Annotated in this window: 1 protein-coding gene (only partly in view); it reads left to right on the forward strand. The window is 71.6% G+C overall.

Annotated features, from left to right (window positions below):
- Nucleotides 1-25615: the 5' portion of a protein-glutamine glutaminase family protein gene (locus BJ969_RS24685; protein WP_184482696.1), read on the forward strand. Its footprint extends 6725 nt past the window's final position; the window shows 25615 of its 32340 coding nt (coding positions 1-25615); it begins with the start codon at nt 1-3; its stop codon lies off the right edge, out of view.

Here is a 25615-nt window from a genome sequence, read left to right on the forward strand (position 1 = left end):
ATGCCCACAGAACTCCCAGCAGGCCTGCAGAAGGCGCTGGAGATCGTTGGTGGGCAGCCGTGGCCGGAAGGCGACGAGGCCGGTCTGAACCGGATGGCCGACGCCTGGCAGACGGTCGCCCAGCAGATCGAGGTCTTCGACGAGGTCCTGCAGCGGTCCGTCGACGGGCTCAACGAGGCCATGCGCGGCGAGTTCGTCGACGCCTACACCCAGTACGCGGCGAACGAGCTGAAGCCGATGCTGGAGCAGCTGCGGTCCAGTTCCGAGGAGCACGGCAACCTCGCGAAGAACACCGCGGCCGACATCCAGTACTCGAAGATCATGATCGTGGTGCAGCTGGTGATGCTGGCCGCGACGCTCGCGCTGTCTTGGATCCCCGGCATCGGGCAGGCGCTGGTCGCCGCCGCGGCGGCCACCGCCCGCGCGGTGATCATGCAGATCATCAAGCAGGTCTTGATGAACATCGCCATGGGCATGGTCATCAACACCGCGATCGAGGTCGGCCTGGACGCCGCCATCCAGGGCATCCAGATGCTCACCGGCCAGCGCACCGAGTGGAACGAGGAGTTCACCAAGGGCGCCGCGATCAGCGGTGTCGTCGGCGGCGCCGCCGGTGGTGCGGCGGCCGGCCTGGTCAAGGGCATCGGCGAGCACATGGCGGGCGGCTTCATCAAGAAGGCCGCCGACGACATCGCCAAGGGCGCCGACGGCAAGAGCGTCCCCGACGTGAAGAAGATGGGGCCCGCCACCGAGAAGCTCGCCGACATGGGCGGCGGCGCGCAGAAGTTCGCCAACAGCGGCTGGGGCAAGGGAACCTACGACGTCACCTTCGCCACCGGGCAGGGCTTGGGCGCGCTCGCCGGTGACGTGGCCGGTCAGAAGTTGGGCGGCGATCCGAAGGGTCGGCCCGGCGAGGCGGAGGACCCCGCCAACCCGTACGCGTTCACCTCCGGCTTCCTCGGCGGCCTGCAGGGTCGCGGTGGTGGTCGCGGCGGTGGCGGCACCGCCTACGGGAAGTCCGGCGAGCACGTCGACACGGGTTCGCTGGACGGCCTCAGCGACCTCAAGAACATCGGCGACGTCGATGTGAAGCTGCCCGACACGGAGTCCTCGTCCCCCGGGGACACCGGCACGGGCAACGAGAAGGGCACCGGCGGCAACGACTCCGAAACCGGTGTTCAGGAGCACCTCGACGCGCCGCCGACCTACGAGCAGTCCCAGGCCGACTACGGCCAGAGCGACGGCGACACCACCGGCACGGGGAACACCGGCACCGGGAACTTCACGGGTACGGGGAACTTCACCGGGACTGGTCAGGGTCAGAACTCTGGCCAGGGTCAGAACTCTGGCCAGGGCCAGAACTCTGGCCAGGGCCAGAACTCTGGTCAAGGTCAGAACTCTGGCCAGGGCCAGAACTCTGGTCAAGGTCAGAACTCTGGTCAAGGTCAGAACTCTGGCCAGGGTCAGAACTCTGGTCAAGGTCAGAACTCTGGCCAGGGTCAGAACTCTGGTCAAGGTCAGAACTCTGGCCAGGGCCAGAACTCTGGTCAAGGTCAGAACTCTGGCCAGGGCCAGAACTCTGGTCAAGGTCAGAACTCTGGCCAGGGCCAGAACTCTGGTCAAGGTCAGAACACCGGCCAAGGCCAGAACACCGGCCAGGGCCGCGACGGAGGAATCCAAACCACCGGCGGCGACAACACATCGACGACCGGCAACACCGACAACAGTTCCACTACGCCGTCGCAGCAGACGGACTCCAACACCGGACATGCGACCGAGTCCGGTTCGCGTGACTTCAACGAGTCCGGTTCGCGTGACTTCAACGAGTCCGGGTCTCGCGACTTCAACGAGTCCGGGTCTCGCGACTTCAACGAGTCCGGTTCCCGTGACTTCAACGAGTCCGGTTCCCGTGACTTCAACGAGTCCGGTTCCCGTGACTTCAACGAGTCCGGTTCCCGTGACTTCAACGAGTCCGGCTCGCGTGACTTCAACGAGTCCGGCTCGCGTGACTTCAACGAGTCCGGTTCCCGTGACTTCAACGAGTCCGGTTCCCGTGACTTCAACGAGTCCGGTTCCCGTGACTTCAACGAGTCCGGCTCGCGTGACTTCAACGAGTCCGGCTCGCGTGACTTCAACGAGTCCGGTTCCCGTGACTTCAACGAGTCCGGCTCGCGTGACTTCAACGAGTCCGGCTCGCGTGACTTCAACGAGTCCGGTTCCCGTGATCTCGGCCAGTCCGGCTCGCGTGACTCGGTTCGCAATGGGTCGCCTGATACCGAGCTCAACAGCGCTCCGGTTCAGGAGCGGACGGGCGTCGGGGTGGATCAGGCTCCGCCGAGGGCGGTGCAGGACTCGCCGGGTCAGCAGTCGAACCAGCCCGTCACCGGTGTCGTCGACGGCGGCACCACCGACCGCGACGTCTCGCCGAACGAGGCGAACCGCGAGCAGAGCGCGGACGTCGATTCGCGGCAGAGCGAGACCGCGAACCTCCCCGCGCAGCCGCCTACGAGCAGCATCGGCGACGGCGGCCTCACCAACGACACGACGCAGCAGTCCACGACTCCCGTCCCCCAGCACGTCGACCAGGGGACGAACGGCCAGAACTCCGGGCTCGTGGACGGCGGAGCTTCCCGCGGCCAGAGCGATCAGTCCTCGACGGTCGATCGGAACTCCTCGGTCGATCAGTCCTCGACGGTCGATCGGAACTCCTCGGTCGATCAGAACTCGACGGTCGATCGGAACTCCTCGGTCGATCAGAACTCGACGGTCGATCGGAACTCCTCGGTCGATCAGAACTCGACGGTCGATCGGAACTCCTCGGTCGATCAGAACTCGACGGTCGATCGGAACTCCTCGGTCGATCAGAACTCGACGGTCGATCGGAACTCCTCGGTTGACCAGAACTCGACGGTCGATCGGAACTCCTCGGTCGATCAGAACTCGACGGTCGATCGGAACTCCTCGGTTGACCAGAACTCGACGGTCGATCGGAACTCCTCGGTTGACCAGAACTCGACGGTCGATCGGAACTCCTCGGTTGACCAGAACTCGACCGTCGACCGGGATTCCGGTGACGATGGCGCGGTCACTCCGGTGCAGGAGCATTCGAACGCGCCGCTGGGCGGAGTCGCACCCGTGCACGGCGGCGGGAATCCGACGCCGGCCCCGCAGACCGGTCAGACCGGTCAGACGGGAACGCCGAACGCGAACACGGCGAACACCCCCAACCCGAACGCGACCGGCACCCCGCACACCCCGGCGCAGCAGCCCGCCGCGAGCGGGAAGCCCAACGTCAGCACCGAATCCGGCGGCAGCACCACGCGCACCGGCGGCGACCAGCGCCCGGAGACCTCCAGCACCACCAAGGACAACGCTCCGAGCGCACCGGGCAAGAACACGCCCACGCACACCGCCCCGACCCCGTCGGCCACCGCGCCGCCGCGCACCGCGACCGCGACCCCGGAGACCGGGACGACCGCCGGCCGCCGCGGCGGCGACGGCGTCACGCCCGTCGTGCCCCTCGGCGGACCGGAAACGCGCGGCCCGCTCGGCCGCAACGGCGAACCGGACGCTCGGAACAACCGTGGCGATGACGCCGCGAAGAACGATCCGCCGAAGGGGCCGCCGCGCGATCCCAAGGGGGACAAGCCGTTCCGCGAGCCGTCCACGTGGCAGGACGCCCGCAAGAGGACGCCGTGGACGGAGGTCCGCACCGAACGGTTCGACCCCGGCGTCCACGGGTTCAAGGGCCCGAAGTCCGGTCTCCTCGACGGCGCGGGCACGATGATCCGCTACGACCACCGGCGCATCCCGCTGGGCGACGGCGGCCACGTCTCCGAGTTCACCGTGCGACTGGGGCTGCGCCCCGGTGAGGACGGGATCACCCGCGCCGACATGCAGGCCGTCGCCGACCGGGTCCGGAACTCGCTCAACACCGAGATCAACGGGCACTACCGCCTCGGCAACGGCGACCAGTTCCACGTGAACGTCGAGTTCACCCGGAACGACCCGCACGCCGTGGTCGACGTGGTGAACCTGGTCAGCGACGCGGAAGCGCAGCGGGCCGCCGAGAACGGGATCACCAAGCACAGCAACACGACGCAGGGCGCGTGGGGCAAGGACGAGCCGCGCGCGACGCTGGTCCACGAGGTCATGCACTTCCTCGGGCTCGGCGAGGGCTACCGCGACAAGTCGATGCTGTTCAACCGGGACAACGAGCCCGGCGTCATGGGCCTCGACGCGTTCAAGGGCCGCAAGGGCAGCCCGGACGAGGCGGTCGCGCCGACGCTGACGCCCAAGAACCTCGACCAGATCTCCTCCGTGCTGGACAACAGCCGGAGCCCGGAGCGCTCGCCCGGCACCGAGACCCAGTCCCGCGACACCGACCCGACCGAGCACCGGCCGGCGGCGACTCCCCGCGACCGGGTCCCCGCACCTCCCCCGAGCGAGAACCCGGCCGCTCCGCTCACCGACGTCCGGAACACCCGCACCTACGGCCCCGGCCAGTTGGAACGACCGCGCAGCAGCCACCAGCGGCGCCTCGAAGCGTCGGTCCCGAGGGACCGCTCCGGTGCTCCCGCGCTGTTCCCGAACCCGCGTGGCGCGACGTTCGCGCTGGCCGGGCCGGTGCGGGCGCTCAACCGCTCCAACCCGCGCAACTCCACGTTGACCGACGCGGGCAGCGCGGGCTGGGTGCAGCAGATCAACCCCGGCCCGCCGCGCGGCGGCAGGCGCACGAACTGCTTCGACAGCGCGCTGTCGTTCCTGTCGACCTGGTACGGCCGCCCGACCGTGGCGGCACCGGTGTACGACGCCCACAACAACATCAACCCGAACGCGGTCGAGCAATCCGGTTCACGACGCGGCGGCGACTGGCTCAACGCCGGATGGCGCACCTCGTCGGAGCCGCGGGACGTGACGCTGGGCGCGGTGGCGAACCGGCTGACCAGCCACGGGCACGGCTCGTCGGCGATCGTGATCTTCCAGCGGCCGAACGGGAACGTGCACGCCGTCAACGCCGTCAACCACAACGGCGACGTGCTCTGGGTCGACTCCCAGTACGGCCGGGTGGACCGCCGTCCGATCTACGAAGGCGCGCAGTTCATGTCGATCGAGCTCGACCCGTACGGGCGGCCGATCGACCGGGTCACTCCGCTGCACGAGCGCAGCCTCGGCTTCGAGAACCTCAACCTCGACGACGATGCGGGTGGTTCCGGTTCCGGCGGCGGTTATGGCGGCACCGATCGCGGTGGCTACGGCGGCACCGATCGCGGTGGTTATGGCGGCACCGATCGTGGCGGTTATGGCGGCACCGATCGCGGTGGCTACGGCAGCAACAGGGACGCCTACGACGGCGGCGGCCGTGGCGGCCGGGAACGCTCCAGCCGGAACTACGACGGCTACGAGCAGCGGGAATCCGGCCACCGCAGGCACCGCCGTTCCAGCCACTACTACGAGCAGCCCGCACCGGCGCCGGTCCAGTACTACTCGACGCCCGCACCGCCACCGCCCCCGCCGGCGCAGTACTACGCCCCGCCGACGAGCGACCCCTACTCGGGTTCCACTCGCGACTCGTACTACCCGTCCAGGTCCTACGACCCGTACTACTCCGGCGGTCACCGCTACTCGTCCGCGCCGTCCGAGCTGAACAGCGACGGCGCGACGACCGGGGACCGGTCCGGCGACTCGTTCGTCGCCCCGGACACCACGACGGAGGACTCGGCGCGCCAGCCGTCCACCGCGCCGCGGGACGGCGAGGCCGATCCGGGTGAGACGCCGGGCCGCAACGCCTTCGAGATGGAGCGGCCGTCCGAGGCGGACCTGCTGGACGCGTCGCGCGACACCACCGAGTCGGACCGGACGCCGGAGCCCGAGGGCCGCAGAGCTTCGGAGATCGAGCGCGAGACGCCCACCGCGCGCGAAAGCCTCGACCAGAGCTGGAACCGGTTGGCTCCGGGCGAGAACCTCTCGCCCGACGTCATCGAGCGCACCTACGGCATCCCCACCGAGAACCAGCAGCGGCTCCAGAGCTACGCCGACCGCCACAACCTGGCCATCGACGTGCGCCCGACCAACCCGGACTCGGTGCGGCTGCTCAAGGACGGCGCCTACCCGAAGCCGATCGACATCAAGGCCAAGACGATCAACGAGCTGGACGTGCAGCTGGGCGCGCCCGCGCACGGCATCGGCTCGGTCGGCTTCTTCGCGCCGCGGATGCCGGAGGGCCTCGACCCGGTGGACCCGGCCGCGGACGCGTTGCAGGCGCGGTCGGACTTCCGCCTCCGCGAGTACCAGGAGCTGTCCGACAAGATGCGGCTCCTGGAGCACCAGGGGCAGTACCGGGTGGTCGACGGCCAGGTCCGCACCGGGCCGGAACTGATGCGCGGCGACCGGCCGGTGGGCGACCTGCCGGTGGCGGGCGACCACGACGTCTTCAACATCCGGGACGCGAACGACGGCCGCGTCCTGCCGGATTCGGCCTACCAGGACCACGTCCGGCAGATGGTCGACGAGGACATGGGCGTGCAGCACGGCGCCCACCGGTACTGGGAGACGCTGCCCGGCACCTACGAGCGCAACATCTACGACCTGATCATCGGCAGCCACGACATCGGCGGGGAACCGCTGGTCCGGTTCGCGCCGGGACGCCCGCCCGAGGCGCTGCACTCGGACCTGCCGGACGTGCCGCAGGCGGCGTCCGACTTCGGCGACTCCATGAACGGCGCCGTGGACCGGATCTTCGGGTCCGACGACGGGATCTTCGACGGCGACATCACCGTCGACGACGGCGCCGGGAACCGGCCCGCGGTCGGACTCGACCCGGTCGACGCCGACGGCGCCGCACCGCACCACCTCCCGGGCGGCCGGACCGGCGATCCCGTCGGCAGCAGGTCCGAGGACTCCACCCGCCAGGACGGCAGGCCCTCGCGCTCGCAGCGGTGGCGGTCGGCGACGACCGACTTCTTCCGCGACATGAGCAAGCTGTTCGACTCGAACGGCTCCGCGCGGGTGCGGGCCGGGGAGTCGTCCGATGCTCGAACCACCGCGGAACCCGCCGGGCGCGCCGCGGAGACCTACGAGCTGCAGGACCTGCCACCGCGCTCCGAGGGCGCGCCGGTGCGCCGCCCGGACGAGTCCGCAGTGGACGGTCGCGCCGTCGACGAGGTCGCCGTCGAGCAGCCCACGCGCGAGCAGGACTCCGACGCCCAGGTCCAGGAGCGCGGCCCCGCCGAACAGCGGGCGGACGCCGAGGGCGACCTCACCCGTGACGACGACTCCGCGCTCAGCGACCTGGAACTGCCCGAGCTGCGGGCCGAACTCCTCGAACGGGAATCGGGCGAGGGCACCGGGAACCGGTCCGACGGCGACGGCGTCGTCCGAGACGACGGCTCCTCGATCTACAGCGACGACCTGGAACTGCCGGAACTCCGGCCGGACCAGAACCGCGATCCGCTCGACCTCGCCGAACAGGGACTCGGCGACGGCCTCGTCCGAGACGACGGCTCCTCCGTCTACAGCGACGACCTCGAACTCCCCGAACTCCGGCCGGACCAGAACCAGGACCCGCTCGACCTCGCCGAGCAAGGACTCGGCGACGGCGTCGGGAACCGGTCCGAGGACGGGCTCACCCGCGACTACGACAGCGAGTCCGTCTACAGCGACGACCTGGAACTGCCGGAACTCCGGCCGGACCAGAACCAGGATCCGCTCGACCTCGCCGAACAGGGACTGGGCGACGGCCTCGTTCGCGACGATGCCAGCGAGACCGGCACCGGATCGGCCCGCGGCGACGACCTCGACCTGCCGGAGATCCGCGTCGAGGACACCTCGCAGAGCGACGGCCGCCAGAGCCGGGACGACGCTCCGGAGGACCGCGCCGGGGACCAGAACCGCGACCAGCAGAGCCGGGACCAGCAGAGCCAGCAGGATCGCGACCAGCAGGACCAGCAGAACCGGGACCAGCAGCAGGACCAGCAGCGCACCGAGCAGGACGGTCGCGAGTCCCGCGCCCCGGAGCGCTCCGGCGACGCGATCATCACCATCGACCCGCCGGTGGACACCACCCGCACCTCGTTCACCTCCCCGGTCGGCGAACGCACCCAGCACCTGCGGGACCTGCGCAACATCGGCGCCGTCAAGGCCGACAACGTCGAGGGCGGCACGCTGCGCGCCGACGTGGACGAGATGCTCACCGACCTGGGCGTGCCGCAAGCGCGCCGCGAACGGCTGCTGCACGGCCTGTCCAACATCACCCTCGAAGACAAGTGGACGCCGCTCAACGGCAGCCGCGGCCTGGTGCTCAGCGACGGCCAGGGCAAGGACGCCATCGAGATCATCGCCAAGGCCCGCCCCGGCGACGACACCTCCACAGTGGACACCTCCACGGCCGGCACCTCGAAGACCGACGGTTCCACGGCCGGCACGTCGAAGGCGGGCGGTTCCAAGGCCGCCGAACCGGCTGAGGGCTCCGCCGCGAGCCGCGCCGTGAACGCCTCCGACCCCACCAAGAGCGACGGGCAGCCGAACCCCGGTCCGCGCGACCCGCGGATGAGCACCGTCAAGACGGGGCCGAACAAGGAAGTCGCCAAGTCCTCCCAGGAGGTCTCGGCCACCACCTCACGCGACGCACCGTTCACCTTCAACGCGATGTTCCCGCGCGGCACCGAGACCGCCTTCCGGACCTTCGAGGCGATCGGCGGGTTCCAGGGCCTCACCTCGCAGCCCACGGCGAGCACCGGCGCGAAGACCGAGCTGGGCACCGGTTCCAACCACACGCCGGTCAACAACTGGCGGCAGAGCAGCCACGACCTGCTGCACGACGTGACCGTCCGCACCGGTGACGGCCGGACCGACCACCGCGCGGGCCGCCACCAGGGCGACACGCGGCTGAGCTCGCCGGAGATCCTGCGCGACTACGGCAAGAACACCACCGACGTCACCGGAGTCCCGGAGCGCAGGCCGCGCGCGACGCTGTTGCAGGGCGGACAGGCCCTGTTCGACAGCGTCGCGGGGACCCTCGATCAGCATCCGAAGTGGCGCGGCCGCACCGACGAGATCGGTTCCGAGCTGCGCCACGACGTCGAGGAACTCGTCAGCGGCGGAAACCTGTCCCGCCACGGCGACGTGCTGCTCGACGGCGGCACCCTCGTGAAGGACGTGAAGTTCCACGACGCGTTCGGCGAGCACTCCGCGCGGGTCGAGATCACCGCCACGCAAGGCACGTCCCGCCTGTCCACCGCGGACCTCGACCCGGAGGCTTCGACCTCGCGCGGCGACGGCGATTCCGGCACCCCCCGCGACGAGGCCGAGTCGTCCCGCCGGTCGGAGCCGGAAACCGACGAATCGGGCCAGCCCAAGCCGCCGAAGCGATCGGACACCGAGGTGTCCGAGAAGGCCGACGAAGAGTCGAAGATCGTCTCGCAGGAGATCGGCCGCACCACCGAGCAGACGACCACCACCGGCGGCAAGCACGCGACGGACCTCACCGGCACCGGCGCGTTCGGGATGAACTGGAGCCTGGGCGAGAAGGCCTCCGACCCGGGCAAGCCGAGCTTCTCCTACGGCGACCGGGCCGACCTCCGGCCCGAGTTCCACGGCGGTCGCAGCGCCAGCGACGAGCACGGCACGACCCGCACCTCCGGGACGACCAGCAACACGTTCCGCAGCGACCACGGCGCCTTGCAGACCCGCCGCACCGACCTGACCTACGACGTCCGGGTGCACTTCGACGACCAGCACCGCGGCGCCGACGGCGAGCCGGGCGCGCACAGCGCCGAACCGGCGCGGGGCAGCGCGACCACCTTCACCGTCGAAAGCGACGGGACCCCCGCGAGCAGCGGGCGGAACTCGTCCGACGTGGCGTTCGCGCCGCAGAAGGTGCTGGGCGCGGCGGAATCCCGGTTCACCCGGGTCGACGAGGTCTCCCAGCAACTGCGCGAGATGCTTCCCGACGGGGTGCTCAGCAAGGACGGCGCGGGCTGGCGCGGGCACATGCCGAACGCGGTGCTGCACGCCGTCGGCAACGTGCTGGGCGACAAGCCGCACGTCACCGCCAACGAGTCGCTGGTCCACGAGCTGGTGTCCGACTCCGGGTTCACCTCGCACTCGGCGGACCTCAACGGCGACGGCATGTCGTTCCTGCTGACCCGCGACGTGCACGCGGGCACGGCCTCACCGAACGACCTGGTGCGAGTGCTGATCGAGGCGGTGCCCCGCGAGGACGGCGGTACGCGCAGCCTGCCCGGGTCGGACACGACGCTGCGCGGTGAGTCCTCGACGACCAGCAAGACCGCGCACAGCGACACCGTGACCTCGCACAACACCGCCGGCTGGGGCGTCACCGGTCGTGGCGGTTTCGGTTCCACGCAGACGGTGCGGGCGTTGGAGGGCAACGCGGGCACCGATCACAAGTTCGGCGGGAAGCAGACCGCGCTGGAGTCCTCCACCGGCCACGAGCACGGCCAGGGCTGGAAGGCGCACTCCGGCACCCAGGAACACTCCCGCGGCGTCGACTACAAGATCACCGTGTTCGGGGCGGACTCCCCGACGACGCGCACCGTCGAAGACGCCCAGGTCACCACCGAGACCGGTGGGCGCACCCACTTCACCGGACGGGACCCGCTCGCCCTCGACGGCGGTTTCGAACGCGTCGACCACGACGCGCCGCAGCGCCCGGCGGAGTGGCAGGCCGGGCAGCTGCCGCACCACTTCGTGGTGCACGGCCTGGACCTCCCGGAGGGCGCCGGTTCCCGGCTGCGGGAGGACCTCGGGGACTTCGGCGACAACGCCCACATCGCCGACCACCAGCTGCACACCTTCAGCAGCCACGACAACGTCGCCGCCAACCTCGACCGCGCCACCACCGGCACCTACGGCACCCCCGTCCACCGCTACGGCGAAGGGGAGTTCCTCGGCTTCAAGGACCGGCTCGGCGATGCGCGCATGCAGCTGGCGCTGAGCAACCCGCGCGTCGGGGCGCCGGCGGAGAACGTGACGCTGACCTTCACCGACAAGACGACCGGATCCACCGGCCACGGCGCCGACACCGTCACGCAGCACAGCGGGAACGCGGGCGCCGCCCTGACCGTGGTGCCGCACCAGCGGGTGTGGGCGGGTCCGCAGGGCGGCTACTCCTACGCCCGCGGCGGCGTCGAGGGCGACTCGGTGAAGTCGGAGTTCGAGCAGACCACGACCCGCAAGTACCGCGGCCCCGCCTACCTCGTCACCTACGACAGCACGATGCTGCTCAGCGGACGCGACGTCGACCACGTCGGCGTCAACGCCTACGACGGCAACGGCATCGGCGACTGGCAGCATTCCCAGGCGCACCACGGCAATTCGGTGCAGGTGTGGGTGCCCAAGAGCGAGATCGACCAGGTGGGCCTGCCGCCGGAGCGCGTCGCGGAACTGCGCGCGCAGGACGACGGCACCGGTTCGAAGGACTCCGACACCGGCGACGCGGGCACCAGGAACGCGGCCGAGGACTCCGCCGTCAAGGACCCTGCCGCCGAGAACACCCCGCCGGAGAACCAGGGCCGGTCGACGGACGCGAAGGGCAAGCGCGTCGCCTTCGAGTCCCCGGAGCGTTCCGACGTCGGCGAGACCTCGCGAGACGGTCAGCGCGCGGAGGACCAGCGCTCCGAGGACCGCGCCGAACCGTCCCGCGACAAGGGCAAGGAGCCGGAACGCCCCGTCGAGCAGGATTCGGACTCGACGCAGAACCGGGCGCCGCAGAGCCGACCGCAGATCGACGAGCACAACCCCACCAGCTTCTCCCCCGAGGTCACGACCCGGCTGCTGGACGGCGTGAAGCAGGCCCTCGACCTGGTGCCGCCCGCCGATGTGCCGCCGAACGTGCTGCGCCGGTTCTACGAGGCCATCACCAACGAGACCATCGGCCACAACCTGCGCTCCGCCTACGAGCACACCCTCGAAGGCATCAGCAAGGCCGCGTTCGGCAAGAGCGACCGGCTGGCCAGGGAGCAGCTGCTCGCCGACATCACCGGAGACATCTCGCCGCGCGGCCTGCAGGGCCTCTACGCCGACCTGAACGGGCCGGGCAAGACCTGGTCCACCACCGTGCGCGGGCCGCTGGGCTCCTACGACGTCTCGCTGAACCTCAAGGGCACGCCGTCCACGGGCCGGCTCACCGGGATCGAGCAGGGCTGGTCCAACGAGCACACCACCAAGACGAAGATCACCGAGGAGCACTCCGCCACCGCGAAGCGCACCCATGATCTCGCCGCGGGCGTCAGCATCCCGACCTTCCCGGACCACACGACGATGCGCGGTCCCGGCTGGGCGACGGGCACCGGCCTCAGCTTCTCCTCGGAGAGCAAGCAGGTCACCGGCGACGTCACCGAGACGACGCGCTCGCACACCACCTCGGGCGACGCGGCGCGCTACACCCGCGACCTGGACCTGGACCTGACCGTCAACAAGACGGCCCACGCCGGGCGCGCGCCGCGCACGCTGACCTTCGGCCTGCTCGGCTGGGCGGCGTCCGGCGGGTCGCCGAGCACGCACGCGCTGGGCACCATCCCGGACGCGGTCAACTCGTACGTGCCGCTGCGGGATCTCGGCGCCGGTACGCACACTCCGCACGACCCGATCTCGACGCTGCCGGAGAACCACCACTCGGTGGCGAACTCGCGCAACGTCGGCGGCGTGGTCGACGACATCCTCGACGGCGTGCAGCCCGGTGAGCCGTCCACCCGGACCCGCCACGAAGTGCCGCGCGAGGCGACCTGGACCCGGCAGACCGTCAACACCGGGGCCTCCAGCGCCGCGTTGTCGGCGAACCTGCCCGCCGCGATGGGCGACGGCTACCGCATCGGCGGGCTCGACCACGACAACCACTACAGCGCGGGCTACGGGCACGGGAACCCGTTGAAGTCCCTCAACTTCCAGGTCGAGAGCCTGGAGAACGCGCACGTGCAGCCCGTCGGGGAGCCCTCCCCCGGCAAGGAGATCACGCTCGACGAGATCAAGAAGAGCACCGGCAAGGAAGAGCACAAGTCCGGGCCGAGCTGGCGCGCGCCGAACATCCGGGTGCCGCTGACGATCTTCCCCACCCAGCACGCCCAGGGCAGCTGGGAGCCCGGCGTGAACGTGCGGACCGCGCCGACCGCCGGTCTCAACGCCCCGTCGCTGGAGTGGAAGCACAAATCCCACAACGACTACGAGGGCAAGCAGTCCGAGACCTGGAAGACCTCCAAGGGCGAGACGTACCTGGTCACGGCGGACGCAAACTGGAAGATCACGCCCGAGTACCGGGACGCCACCCACGGCGACGGGCCGCGCACCGCGCGGGACACCGTCTACGTCCGCACCGACGCCGACGGCCTGCGCGCCATGGGCCTCGAACCACCGCACCTGGACGACGACGCGTCCTCGGTGCACACCGAGCTCTCGGCCGACCGCGACGGCGACGGCACCGGCCGCACCGGCGAGGAGACCACCCGCAGCACCGAGGAAACCGCTCGCGGCGGCGAAGAAACCTCCCGCAAGAGCGAAGAGAACACGCGCGACGGCGAGGACACCCGCAGCGACGAGCAGACCTCCCGCGAGAACGACCAGAACACCCGCAGCATCGAGGAGACCGCTCGCGAGGGCGAGGAATCCTCCCGCCGGAGCGAAGAGAACACGCGCGACGCCGAGAACAGCCGCAGCGACGAGCAGACCTCCCGCGACACCGAGCAGCAGCCGCGCGAGACAGGGGAAACGGCGCGCGACGCGGAGGAGACCGCTCGCAACAGCGAGGAATCCTCCCGCCGGAGCGAAGAGAACACGCGCGACGCCGAGAACAGCCGCAGCGACGAGCAGACCTCCCGCGACACCGACGAAGTCGCCCGCGACAGCGAGAGCGTCCGCGACGGCGGGGAAACGGTCCGCGACGGTGGCGAGACCGCGCGCGACGGCGACGGGACGTCCCGCGGCGGTGAGCAGAACGGCACGGTCCGGTCCGACTCGCGCTCGACGCGTTCCGAGGACCGCGGCCCCGACTCGCGCGGCACCTCCCCCGCCCGCGACGGCGAGGTGCTGGTCGAGGACCCGGCCCGCGACGGCACCCGCGACTCCGACACCGAGAGCTCCGACGGGGAGTTCTTCGACGCCCGCGAGCGGCTCGACGACGACAGCGACGGCGAATTCTTCGACGCGCGCGAAACGCTCGACGACACCACCGGCGACGAGTTCGTCGACGCGGGCACCACCGTCGACAACGGCATCGAGCACCGCGGCTCCGCGGCGCCGCGCACCGCCCTGGACGACACCGGCGCGGAGAGCTCCGGGCGGCGCGCCTTCGAGCTGGCCGACGAGCTGGAATCCGGCGGGATCCTCGCCCAGCACGAGCAGTCCGACCCGCGACCGCCCGGCGCGTTCCCCGACGACCCGGTCGCCACCGACCGCGGCCCCGGCCTCGAAGGCGACGGCGAGGCCTTCGAGCTGGAGTCCACGCGGTCCGAGCAGAACTCCGACGCGGTCATCTCGGCAGAAGACCGGGCGGCGCGGGAATTCCTCGACCAGCCCGGCGACGCGCGCACCGACCACGTGCGCGACCTGCGCCGGATCGGCGCCGTCAAGGCCGACTCGGTGGACGGCACCGCGCTGCGCGAGGACGCGCGGCGGCTGCTCACCAACCTCGGCATCCCGCAGGTCCGTCGCGACCGGATGCTGCACGGGCTGTCCGACATCACCCTCGAGGACAACTGGGTGAGCCTCAACGGCAGCCGCGGCGTCGTGCTCAGCGACGGCCACGGCCGCGACGCCATCGAGATCGTCGCCCGCGCCCGGCCCGGCGATGACACCTCCGCGACCCCCGCCGCTCCCGGCGCGACGGCGCCGCGCAACCCGGTGCTGGCCTCGCTCAAGGCCTACGACGGCAGCACCGGGAAGTCCTCGCACGAGGTCTCGGCGACGCCCGCCCGCGACGGCTCGCTGTCGTTCAACGGGATGATCCCGCTGGGCACCGGCAACTTCTTCCGCTCGCTGGAGCTGGGCTTCGGCATCAAGGGCTTGACCTCGCAGCCCAGCGAGACCACCGGGGTGTCCTCGGAACTGCCGAAGTCGGCGACGGTGACGCCGGAGAACCAGTGGCGCTCCAGCACCCACGACCTGCGCCACGACGTCACCGTCCGCACCGGCGACGGCCGGCAGTCCCGCGCCACCGGGCAGCAGCAGGGCGGCACGAAGCTCAGCACCCCGGAGATCCTGCGCGACATCCGCAGCAACGAGTTCGACGCCACCGGGCAGCCGGAGCGGCGACCGCGCGCGATCTCGTTGCACGGCGGCCAAGGGCTGTTCGACGGCGTGAAGGAAGTCCTGGACCGGCACCCGAGCTGGCGCGGCCAGTCCGACGTGCTCGGTTCGGAGCTGCGCGCGGACCTCGGTGACCTCGTCGACGACGCCACGCTCTCCCGCGAGGGCGAGAAGCTGCTCGACGGCGGCAAGATGGTGCGCACGGTGAAGTTCCACGACACGGCCGGTGAGCACACCGCCCGGGTGGAGATCACCGCGACACCGGGCGAATCGCACGGTTTCCGCGCGCAGCTGCCGCGCGACGAGTCCGACACCGACCCGACCGGCACCGACCCGACCGCCTCCGGCACGGACCGCGGCGACGGCACCACCGGCGACCGGACCGGCGACGGGGTCGACCGCCGCGACTTCGCCGCTGCCGACCGGCGGCCTTCGAAGGTCGTCGAGCAGGACATCGGCCGCAAGACCGAGCACGTCAACACCTCCGGCGCCAAGCAGTCCCTCGGGCTCTCCGGCATGGGCGCGGGCGGCATGCACTGGAGCACGCGCGAGGACCCGACCCAACCGGGCAAGGACAGCTGGTCGTTCGGCGACCGCTTCGACCTCCGCCCCGAGGGCCACGCGTCCCGCAGCGCGAGCGACGAGCACACCACCACGCACACCGAAGGCACGGCCAGCAACACCTTCCGCAGCGAGAGCCGCACGCTGCAGGGCCGCGACACCGGCATGATCTTCGACGTCGAGGTGTTCTTCGACGACCACCACCGGGGGACCACCGACGGCGCGCACGGCGAACGCCTCGGCCGCCCCGTCGACGGGCACGCCACGACGTGGACCATCGAGGAAGGCGCCCGGCCCGCGCACGACGACAACGCCGACCCGAGCCTCGCCTTCGAGCCGCAGAAGGTGCTCGGCGGCGCGGCGACCCGGTTCACCCGCGTCGACGACGTGCGGACCGAGCTGCGCTCGATGCTGCCGGACGGCGTCCTCGGCACCGAGGGCGGAGCGAGCCGGCACCTGCCGGACCAGGCGCGGCACGCGGGTGCCCCGTGGCTGAGCGAGAACCGCTACACCGCCGCGAACGAAGCGCTGCTCAACGACCTCGTCTCCGACTCCGGGTTCACCTCGTACTCCGCCGACCTCAACGGCGACGGGATGTCGTTCCTGCTGCACCGCGGTGAGCACGCGGGCACGGCCTCACCTGACGACGTGGTGCGGGTGCTGATCGAGACGGTGCCGCGCACCGAGGACGCCGGCCAGGCCGGGCCTTCCGATCGCAGCGGCGCGACGCGCGACGGCGGTGAGTACGCCTCCGACTCGATCCTGCGCGGCGAGTCGAAGACGAGCACCACCACGGCGCACAAGGACTCCGTGAAGTTCGACAACGGCTTCGGCGGCAGCGCGACGCTGCGCGGCGGCTTCGGCTCCACCGCGGACGCGCCGCGCACCCTGGAAGGCACCTTCGGCGCCGACGGGCACGTCAAGTCCACCGGGCACACGCTGGAATCCTCGACCGGCCAGGAGCACAGCCAGGGCTGGAAGACCACGCCCGGCACCCGCGAGCACACCCGCGCCGTCGACTACAAGATCACCGTGTTCGACAAGGACGGCGCCGGGCAGCCGCACTTCGTGACCGGCGGGCACGCGATCAGCGAGACCGGCGGCACCACGAAGTTCACCGGCCGCGAAGCGGGCGACAGCGGCTTCACCTCCGTCGACCGGGACGCCCCGCGCCGCCCGGCGGGCTGGCAGCCCGGACAGCTGCCGGACCACTTCGCGGTGCACGGCCTCGACCTGCCGCAGGGCACCGGCAACGAGATCGGCCGCAACCTGCTGGGCGAGTTCGGCGACAACGGCCACATCGCCGCCCACCAGCTGCACACCTTCAGCAGCCACGACAACGTCGCCGCCAACCTCGACCGCGCCACCACCGGCACCTACGGCACCCCCGTCCACCGCTACGGCGAAGGCGAATACCTCGGCTTCCAAGACCGCCTCGGCGACGCCCGCATGAACCTGGCGCTGAGCAACCCGCGGGTCGACGCGCCCGCGCAGCAGGTCACGCTCACCTTCACCGACACCACCAGCGGCTCCATCGGCCACGGCAATAGCAGGGACACCTCCGGCTGGAGCGCCAACGCCGCGCTGGCACCGACGTTCGTACCGCACGACCGGGTGTGGACCGGCGTCAACGGCGGCTACTCGCACGGCCGCGGGGAGAACGTCGGCGACTCGGTCACCAGCGGCTTCGAGAACACCACGAAGACGAAGTACCGCGGCCCCGCCTACCTCGTCACCTTCGACAGCACGACGCTGCTCGGCGGCCGGGACGTGCAGCACACCGGGGCGGCCGCCTACGAGGGCTATTCGGCCGGCGACTGGAAGCACGCCGAAGCGCACCGCCAGGAGTCGGTGCAGGTGTGGGTGCCCAAGAGCGAGATCGACCAGGTGGGGCTGCCCCCGGAGCGGGTCGCCGAACTGCGCGCGCAGGACGACTCCGCCCGCGACACCGAGACCGGCCGGCCGCGCGAGGACGCCCGCGACGCGGAAGGGTCGAAGCAGGACCGGGCCGCCGACAACGAGCTGTCCGAGAAGGCGCGCGGCAAGCTGCCCGCGCGCGACGCCGAGGACGTCGCGGAGAGCTCCCGGACGCCCGAGACCGCTCCCGAGCCCCCCGCCCGGTACGGCAACGACGACAACGCCCCCGCGCGCTTCCGCCCGGAGGTCACCGACCGGCTGCTGCAGGGCGTCAAGCAGGCCCTCGACGGCGTGCCCGCCGACCAGGTCCCGCCGGGCGTGCTGCGCCGGTTCTACGACTCGATCGCCGCCCAGACGATCGGCCGCGCCGAGCAGCTCGTGTTCGGCAGCAGCGAGCAGCGCGCCCGCGACCAGCTGCTGCACGAGATCTCCTCGGACATCTCCCCGCGCGGCATGAGCGGGCTGTACTCCGACCTGCGCGGGCCGGGCAAGACGTGGTCCACCACGGTCAAGGGCCCGTTCGGTTCCTACGACCTGTCGCTGAACCTGTCCGGGCGGTCCTCGGTCGGCCGCCTCGACGGCGTGGAGCAGGGCTGGTCCGACGAGCACACCTCGAAGGCCACCAGCGGCACCGAGCACACCGTCAAGACCACCCGCAAGCACAACGGTTCGCTCATGGTCAGCCTCCCGACCTGGCCGGATCACCTGACGGTCCGCCAGCCCGGGTTCGCCACCTCCACGAGCATCACCGGGACCTCCGAGCACACCCGCACCGAGGGCTCCAGCACCGAGACGTCCCGCACGTACCACTCCAGCGGGGACATGGCGCGCTACGCCCACGACCTCGACCTGGACCTGACGGTCACCAAGACGGCGCACGCCGCCCGGCTGCCGCGCACGCTGACCTTCGGGCTCGCGGGCTGGCTGGCCTCCGGTGCGGAACCGACCACGCACCACCTGGGCACCATGACCGACGCGGTGCACACCCGCGTCCCGGTCGACGAGATCGGCGCCGGCACGCACACCGAGCACGACCCGATCACCGAGCTGCCCGCGGTGCACCACTCCACGGCCCGCTCCGGCGAGGTCGGCAACGTCGTCGACGACATCCTCGACGGCGTGCGCACGGGCGAACCGGCCGGCTCGCAGGCCCGGTACCAGGTGCCGCACGAGGCCACCTGGACGCGCCAGACCGTCAACACCGGCGTCGCCGCGGGCGCGCTGTCCACGCACCTGCCGGAGGCGATGGGCGACGGCTACCGCATCGGCGGCCTCGACCACGACAGCCACTACAGCGCGGGCTACGGGCACGGGAACCCGTTGAAGTCGCTCACCTTCCAGGTAGAGAGCCTGGAGGACGCGCACGTCCGGCCGGTCGGCGAACCACCGCGCCACGGCAAGGAAATCGTGCTCGACGAGATCAAGAAGAGCACCGGCAAGGACGAGAGCGTCCTCGGCCCGACGTGGAGCACGCCGGACGGGCGAGCACCGCTGACGCTGTTCCCCACCCCGAAGGACAACGGCTCCTGGATCCCCGGCGTCAACGCGCGCAACGCGCTGCAGGTCGGGGTGAAGGGCCCGACGCTGGACTGGCAGCGCGGCGAGAAGGCCGAGTACGAGGGCAAGCAGTCCGAGGACTGGAAGACCTCCGACGGGCAGACCTACCTGGTCACCGCGCGGGCGAACTGGAAGATCACGCCCGAGTACCAGGACTCCACCCACGGCGACGGGCCGCGCACCGCGCGGGACACCGTCTACGTCCGCACCGACGCCGACGGCCTGCGCGCCATGGGCCTCGAACCGCCGCGGCGCGACGACGACTCCTCCTCCGAGTCGAGCGAGGACGGCTCCTCGCAGTGGGCGACGACCGAGGACGAGTCGAGCGGGTCGGAGAGCTCCGCCTCGGAGCGCTCCGGTTCCGGGAAGAGCTCGGACAAGAGCTCCAGCGAGCAGGACGGCAGCTCCAGCACGAGCTCCAGCACGAGCTCCCGCAAGAGTTCCAGCGAGTCCGACCGCGACTCCAGCTCCGAGTGGACCACCACCGAGGACGGCTCGACCACGTCGCGCTCCAGCGACGACGAGTCCGGGACCGGCACGGACCGCTCCTCGGACTGGGTCACCACCGACCGCTCGTCGGACTGGGTCACCACCGACGACGAGTCCTCCTCGCAGCCGTCCGACCGCAGCAGCCGCGACTCCTCGCAGCGGACGCGGGATTCCTCCGTCGAACGCACGGACTCGGAGTGGACGACCACCGACGACGGTTCCTCGCTGCGTTCCGGCGAGAGCGTGCAGCGGCCGTTCACCCCGGACGACAGCGGCTACGACGCCGACTCGGAGCGCTCCACCAGCCCCGAGCCGGACGACGCCTCCTCCACCCGCACCCGGCGGGATTCCGAGCAGGAGTTCTTCGACGAGCTCGCCGACCTCGAATCCGGTGTCGTGCGCGACGACCCCGGTGTCGTGCGGGACGATTCCGGTTCCGTCCGCGACGATTCCGGTTCCGTCCGCGACGATTCCGGTTCGGTGCGCGAGGATTCCGGCACCGAGTACTTCGACGCCCAGGAGCGGTTCGACTCCACCGGCGACGAGTTCTTCGACGCCCGCGACACCTTCGACAACGACACCGACCACCGGGGCGCGGCGGCGCCGCGGTCGCGGGGCACCGACGAGCCCGCGACCCCGCTGTCCACCGCGATCCCGCCGGGCTCGCAGGTCGACCCGGCCACGCTGCCCGGTGTCGTGGCGTTCGCCGACAAGGCGCACGACAGCGTGCGCGACGGGCTCGCCGAAACCGACCCCGCCGCGCGCCGCACCCACTTCGACGGCGCGCTGGAGCACCTGCGCACCCTCGACCGGGACTGGCGCGGGCTGCGCGCGGTCACCAGCTCCTACCAGGACCGGTTCGGCACGAACCTGGCGGCGGACCTCGCCGAGCTCGGCGGCCCCGAGCGCAAGGCCGAAGTGGATCACGCGATGGGCGAGGTCCTGTACCCGGTCGCGAGCCAGGCGCAGGTCGCGCAGTGGCACGAGGCCCTGAAGAACACGACGTTCGAGAGCCACGAGCACGGCACCGTGCCGATCCGCACCGACCACCCGGACACCGGCGCCGACCTGCGCGCCCACCTGTGGTCGCTGGAACTGCTCAAGCAGGGCGCGATGCCCAGCAAGATCTTCGTCGGCCGCTGGGACCCGCCGCTGGTGATGACCTCGGAGCACGCGAACGGCTCCAAGCCGGGCAAGCCGGGCACCGTGGGCTGGGCGTTCCACGTGGCGCCGGTGGTGCGGATGGACCTGGGCAACGGCCAGGCGCGCCCCGTGGTGCTGGACCCGACGCTGAGCGCGCGACCGCAGAGCGTCCCGCAGTGGCTCGCGCAGATCGGCGTGGACCCGCGCGACGGCCGCAACAGCATCTACACCGACGTCGCGAACGTGCAGCGCGACATCGACGCGGACGCCCAGACCCACCCGTGGACGGAGGCCCCGGACGGCACGCTGCTGCCGAAGGGCCGCGCGCTGGTGGCCTTCACCGGCGTCAACGCCCTGCAGTTCCCGGAGCCGGGCAAGGTGCGCATCCCGCCGGAACTGGGCATCACCGACGGCATCGTGCGCCGCCACCAGGACTCCATCGTCGAGCACAACCGCTCCGCCGAGGTGAAGGCGCGCGTCCGCGAGGCGATGGCGGCCCGCGACGCGCAACGGGCGAACGACGAGGCGCGGGCGAACGACGGAAGCCCGGCGCGGCCCGACGCCCCGCCGCAGCGGCCCGCCGAGGGCGACTCGGCCACCCCGGCGCGGGAACAGTCCGATGTGGACGCTTCGGCGCGGCGCGCGGACCAGGACGGCGACTCCCGCACCGGCGACGCCCAACGGACCGAGGAATCCCAGCGGACCCAGGACCGGGCCGAGGACTCCGACAGGACGCAAGAGCGGACCGAAGACTCCCGCCGCACCCAGGAGCCGACCGAGGAATCCCAGCGGACCCAGGACCGGAGCGAGGACTCTCAGCGGACCCGACAGCAGGCCGAAGACTCCCGCCGCTCCCAGGAGCCGACCGAGGGCTCCCAGCGGGCCCAGGACCGGGCCGAGGACTCCGGTGACCAGGCGCGCGCGGATCAGGAGCAGGCGCAGGCCGAGCGCTCCGGCGACTCCGCGCGTACGCAGGACGCCGACGCCACCCCGGCCGCGCAGGAGCGGACCGGCACTCCCGAACCGCAGCGCGCCGAGCAGCCCGCGCGCACCGGTGAGTCCGCCGACACGACCCGGACCGAGCAGCACACCGACTCCGAGCGGACCGCCGACACCGCGAGCCCGGAGCGCACCGCGGCGGCCCGCGAGCAGGACGCCGCGGCCACGCCGGACCGCTCGACCGAGCAGGCCGGGCTCACCGAGGGCGTCGACCGGATCGACCTGTCCCGCGAGCAGCAGCCCGAGTCGGTGGCGCCGTCGACGACGACGCCCGTCATCCCGAAGACCGAGTCGTACCCGTGGCAGCTGCCCGCGGTGATGTCCTTCGCCGCCAAGGCGCACGACGACGTCGCCGCCGGGCTGGCCGCGACCGACCCCGCCGTGCGGCAGCGGCACTTCGACGGCGCGATGCGGCATATGGACGTGCTGCAGCGCGACTGGCGCGGGCTCCACGCCGTGGGCAACTCCTACTCCGAGCAGTTCTCCCGCAGCCTGTTCGACGACCTCAACGAACTCGGCGGTCCGGAGCAGAAGGCCGAGATCGACCGGGTCATGGGCAACGTGCTGTACCCGGTGGCGACGCTGGAGCAGGCCGCGCAGTGGCACGAGGCGCTCAAGGACACGACCTTCGAGAGCCACGTCCACGGCACGGTCCCGATCCGCACCGACCACCCCGAGTTCGGCTGCGACCTGCGCGCGCACCTGTGGTCGCTGGACCTGATGAAGATGGGTGCGAGCCCGAGCAAGATCCTGGTGGGCCGCTGGGATCCGCCGCTGTGGCTGACCACGCCGAACGCGACGGGGTCGAAGCCGGGCAAGCCGAACTCGGTGCAGTGGTCCTACCACGTCGCACCCGTGGTCCGCGTCGACATCGGGGGCGGCAAGTCGCGCCCGATGGTGCTGGACCCGGCGACCGGTGACGGGCCGCAGTCCGTGGAGGCGTGGCTGGGGCGGATGAAGCTCAGCCCGGACGCCGAGACCGGGCTCAACCCGCGCGATCCGTCGTCGGTGACCATCTACTCCGGTGAGCCGGGCAGGATCCAGCAGCTGATCGACGCCGACCACGCGAAGAACCCGTGGGCGACGGCGCCCAACGGGGCGATGGCCCCGAAGGGCCGGGCAGTCGTGGTCGCCACCACCGCGAACGCCTTCCAGTACCCCGAGCCGGGCAGGCTGCGCATTCCGCCGGACATGACGATGACCGACCTCATCGTGCGGCGCAGCCAGGACAACATCGTCGAGCAGAACCGCACGGCGGAGGTCAAGGCCCGCGTCCGCGAGGCGATGGCCGCCCGCGAGGCACAGCGCCAGGGCGGCGAACCCTCCCGGCCCACCGGACCGTCCATGCGGTCGGCGGAGCCGGTCGAGGTCGCGCGGGATTCCGACGGGTTCTTCGACTTCGACGAGGCGGGCTGGGACCGCGACACCGAACCGGCCGCGAACCCGCGTCCGCTGCCGGACTCGTTCGACCCGGACGCCTACCTCCGCGCGGACACGAACCTGGCCGACGGGCCCGCGTTCGACGACCTGGGCAACCCCCACACCGACGCCGAGCGCTCGGACGCCGAGTTCCAGGAAGCCGACCGCACCGCCGAGCAGCAGGACGTCGCCGACGCGCCGCGCGAACCGGCACCGGTCGTCGAGGACACCACGCCGTCCTCCCCGCTGGCGGCGTTCCTGTCGCCGGAGCCGCAGTCCGCGCTCGCCGGGTTCCTCGACCCCGCCGAGACGACCTCGCCCGCCCAGCGCACCGGCGAACCCGAGCCGAACGCCCGGCCCGAGCAGTCCACGACCGAAGCGCCCGCCGAGCACCGGCCGCAGCCGCGCAGCGAGACCACCACGCCGCCGCGCCCCGCGCTGGCGACCAGCAGCGCCGACCCGGCGGCACCGCGCACGCGGGCTCCCGGCGACGGCGCTCCGGAGCGCTCACCGTCGCCCGAGGACCTGTGGAACTCCGGCCCGATGCGCAGCGCGCTCCCGCCGATCGACCCGTTCGCCGCGCAGACCCCGCTGCAGATCGACCCGGCGAACGTCACCCCGCTGCGGCTGACCGGGGTGGACGAGCACGGCAACACCGTCACGTTCACCTCGAACGACGTGGTGAACCGCGTAGTGCGCAGCAGGGACGGAGACATCGGCGTCTCCTACACCCGCGAGACCACCGACACCGCCCGCTGGATGGCCAACGGCGACCACGGCCGCATCATCCGGACCCTGCCGGGCGAGAGCACCGAGCAGGCCACCGCCGCACCGCACCGCACCGCCACCGAGCACGCCTCGGCGTGGAACAGCGGCTACCGCGACGCGAACGTGCGCCGGCTGTTCCTGGAGGCCGACGCGCACCGGGACGGATTCACGCTGCCGCTGCACGACGGGCGGTCGGTGCGGGTCGGCGGCGACACCTACGGCGCCGTGGTCCGCGACGGGATCGCGTTCCGGGACTTCGCCGAACCGGGCCGCAAGCACCACTTCGTGCTGCTGTCCGGGAACTCAGCGAACGGGTCGGCGAGCGCGCCGTTCCACAACTCGATGGTCGACCGGGGGCTCAACCCCGTCACCTTCGCACCGCGCGGCGACCTGTCGACGACGGGCGCCGGTGACGAACTCACGATCGGCGTGCACGACAACGCCGGCTGGGAAGCGGCGGGCAGCTCCAACCCCGGCCCGCGCTCCGCGTACGCCAAGCACGACGTGCGGACCATCAAGTGGTTCGAGCAGCACCTGCCCGACTCCCGGATCCCGCGCGGCACCGAGGAACGTCTCGCCGGAGTGGTGCGCGACGGCACCGACACCGTGAAGAAGTTCCACACGCACCACGTCAGCTCCGACGCGCTGCTCAAGGACGGCCGGAACATCGGCGTCACGCTCGCCGCGAAGACGCAGGACCGCAACCTCGACAAGGCCTGGGCCAACGGCCTGCAGCCGATCACCGAGGTGCTGCGCACCCAGCCCGGCGAGGACGGCGTGCCGTTCGCGAAGAACACCCCGGACCGCAAGGCGCCCGCTTCGTGGCAGGACGACTACGCGAAGGGCCTCGAACCGAACTTCGTGACCACGCACGGCAACACCAAGGCGTTCCAGATCAACATCGACGAGCGGGGCAAGCAGACCTCGATCGAGGTCTCACCGGAGGTCTACGCGCGGGTCCTGGTCAACAACGCCGACTTCCAGGCGATGTACGGGCGCAACCCGGAGGGTTCGCTGGTGCACGTGGTCTGCCGCACCGCCACCGGTGCGAACCTGACCCGGCTCACCGACGCGCTGACGCACTACGGCATCCGCAACACCGGGCACGCCGCGCTGGACAAGGTCGGGATCACCTACGACTCCGACCACAAGCCGAACCTCTCCGTCGCGAACAACGCGGGCTGGGCCAGCTACCGCACCGGCGAGCAGGTGCGCCAGCACCCGGAGACCCGCTACCCGGAGGGCGCCGCGAACACCGCCCAGCAGCCCGGCGAACCGGCGGGCAGCGGTCGCGGCCTCACCGAGCAGCAGGCCGGCCCCGCGGACCGCGGCGAGCCGGACGCGGGCGGCGAGCGGCGGAACGCCGACGGCGAGCAGGACCTCGCCGCCGAGGGCACCGGGGACCGGCGTCCGGCCGAGCACGAGGGCACCGCCGACCAGGCCGGCGCGGCGCGGCGGGAGGACTCCCCCGCGCGCGAGGAGGACGTCTTCGTCGACGCCCGCG

This window comes from Saccharopolyspora gloriosae (assembly GCF_014203325.1).
GTDB classification, from domain to species: Bacteria; Actinomycetota; Actinomycetes; order Mycobacteriales; family Pseudonocardiaceae; genus Saccharopolyspora_C; species Saccharopolyspora_C gloriosae.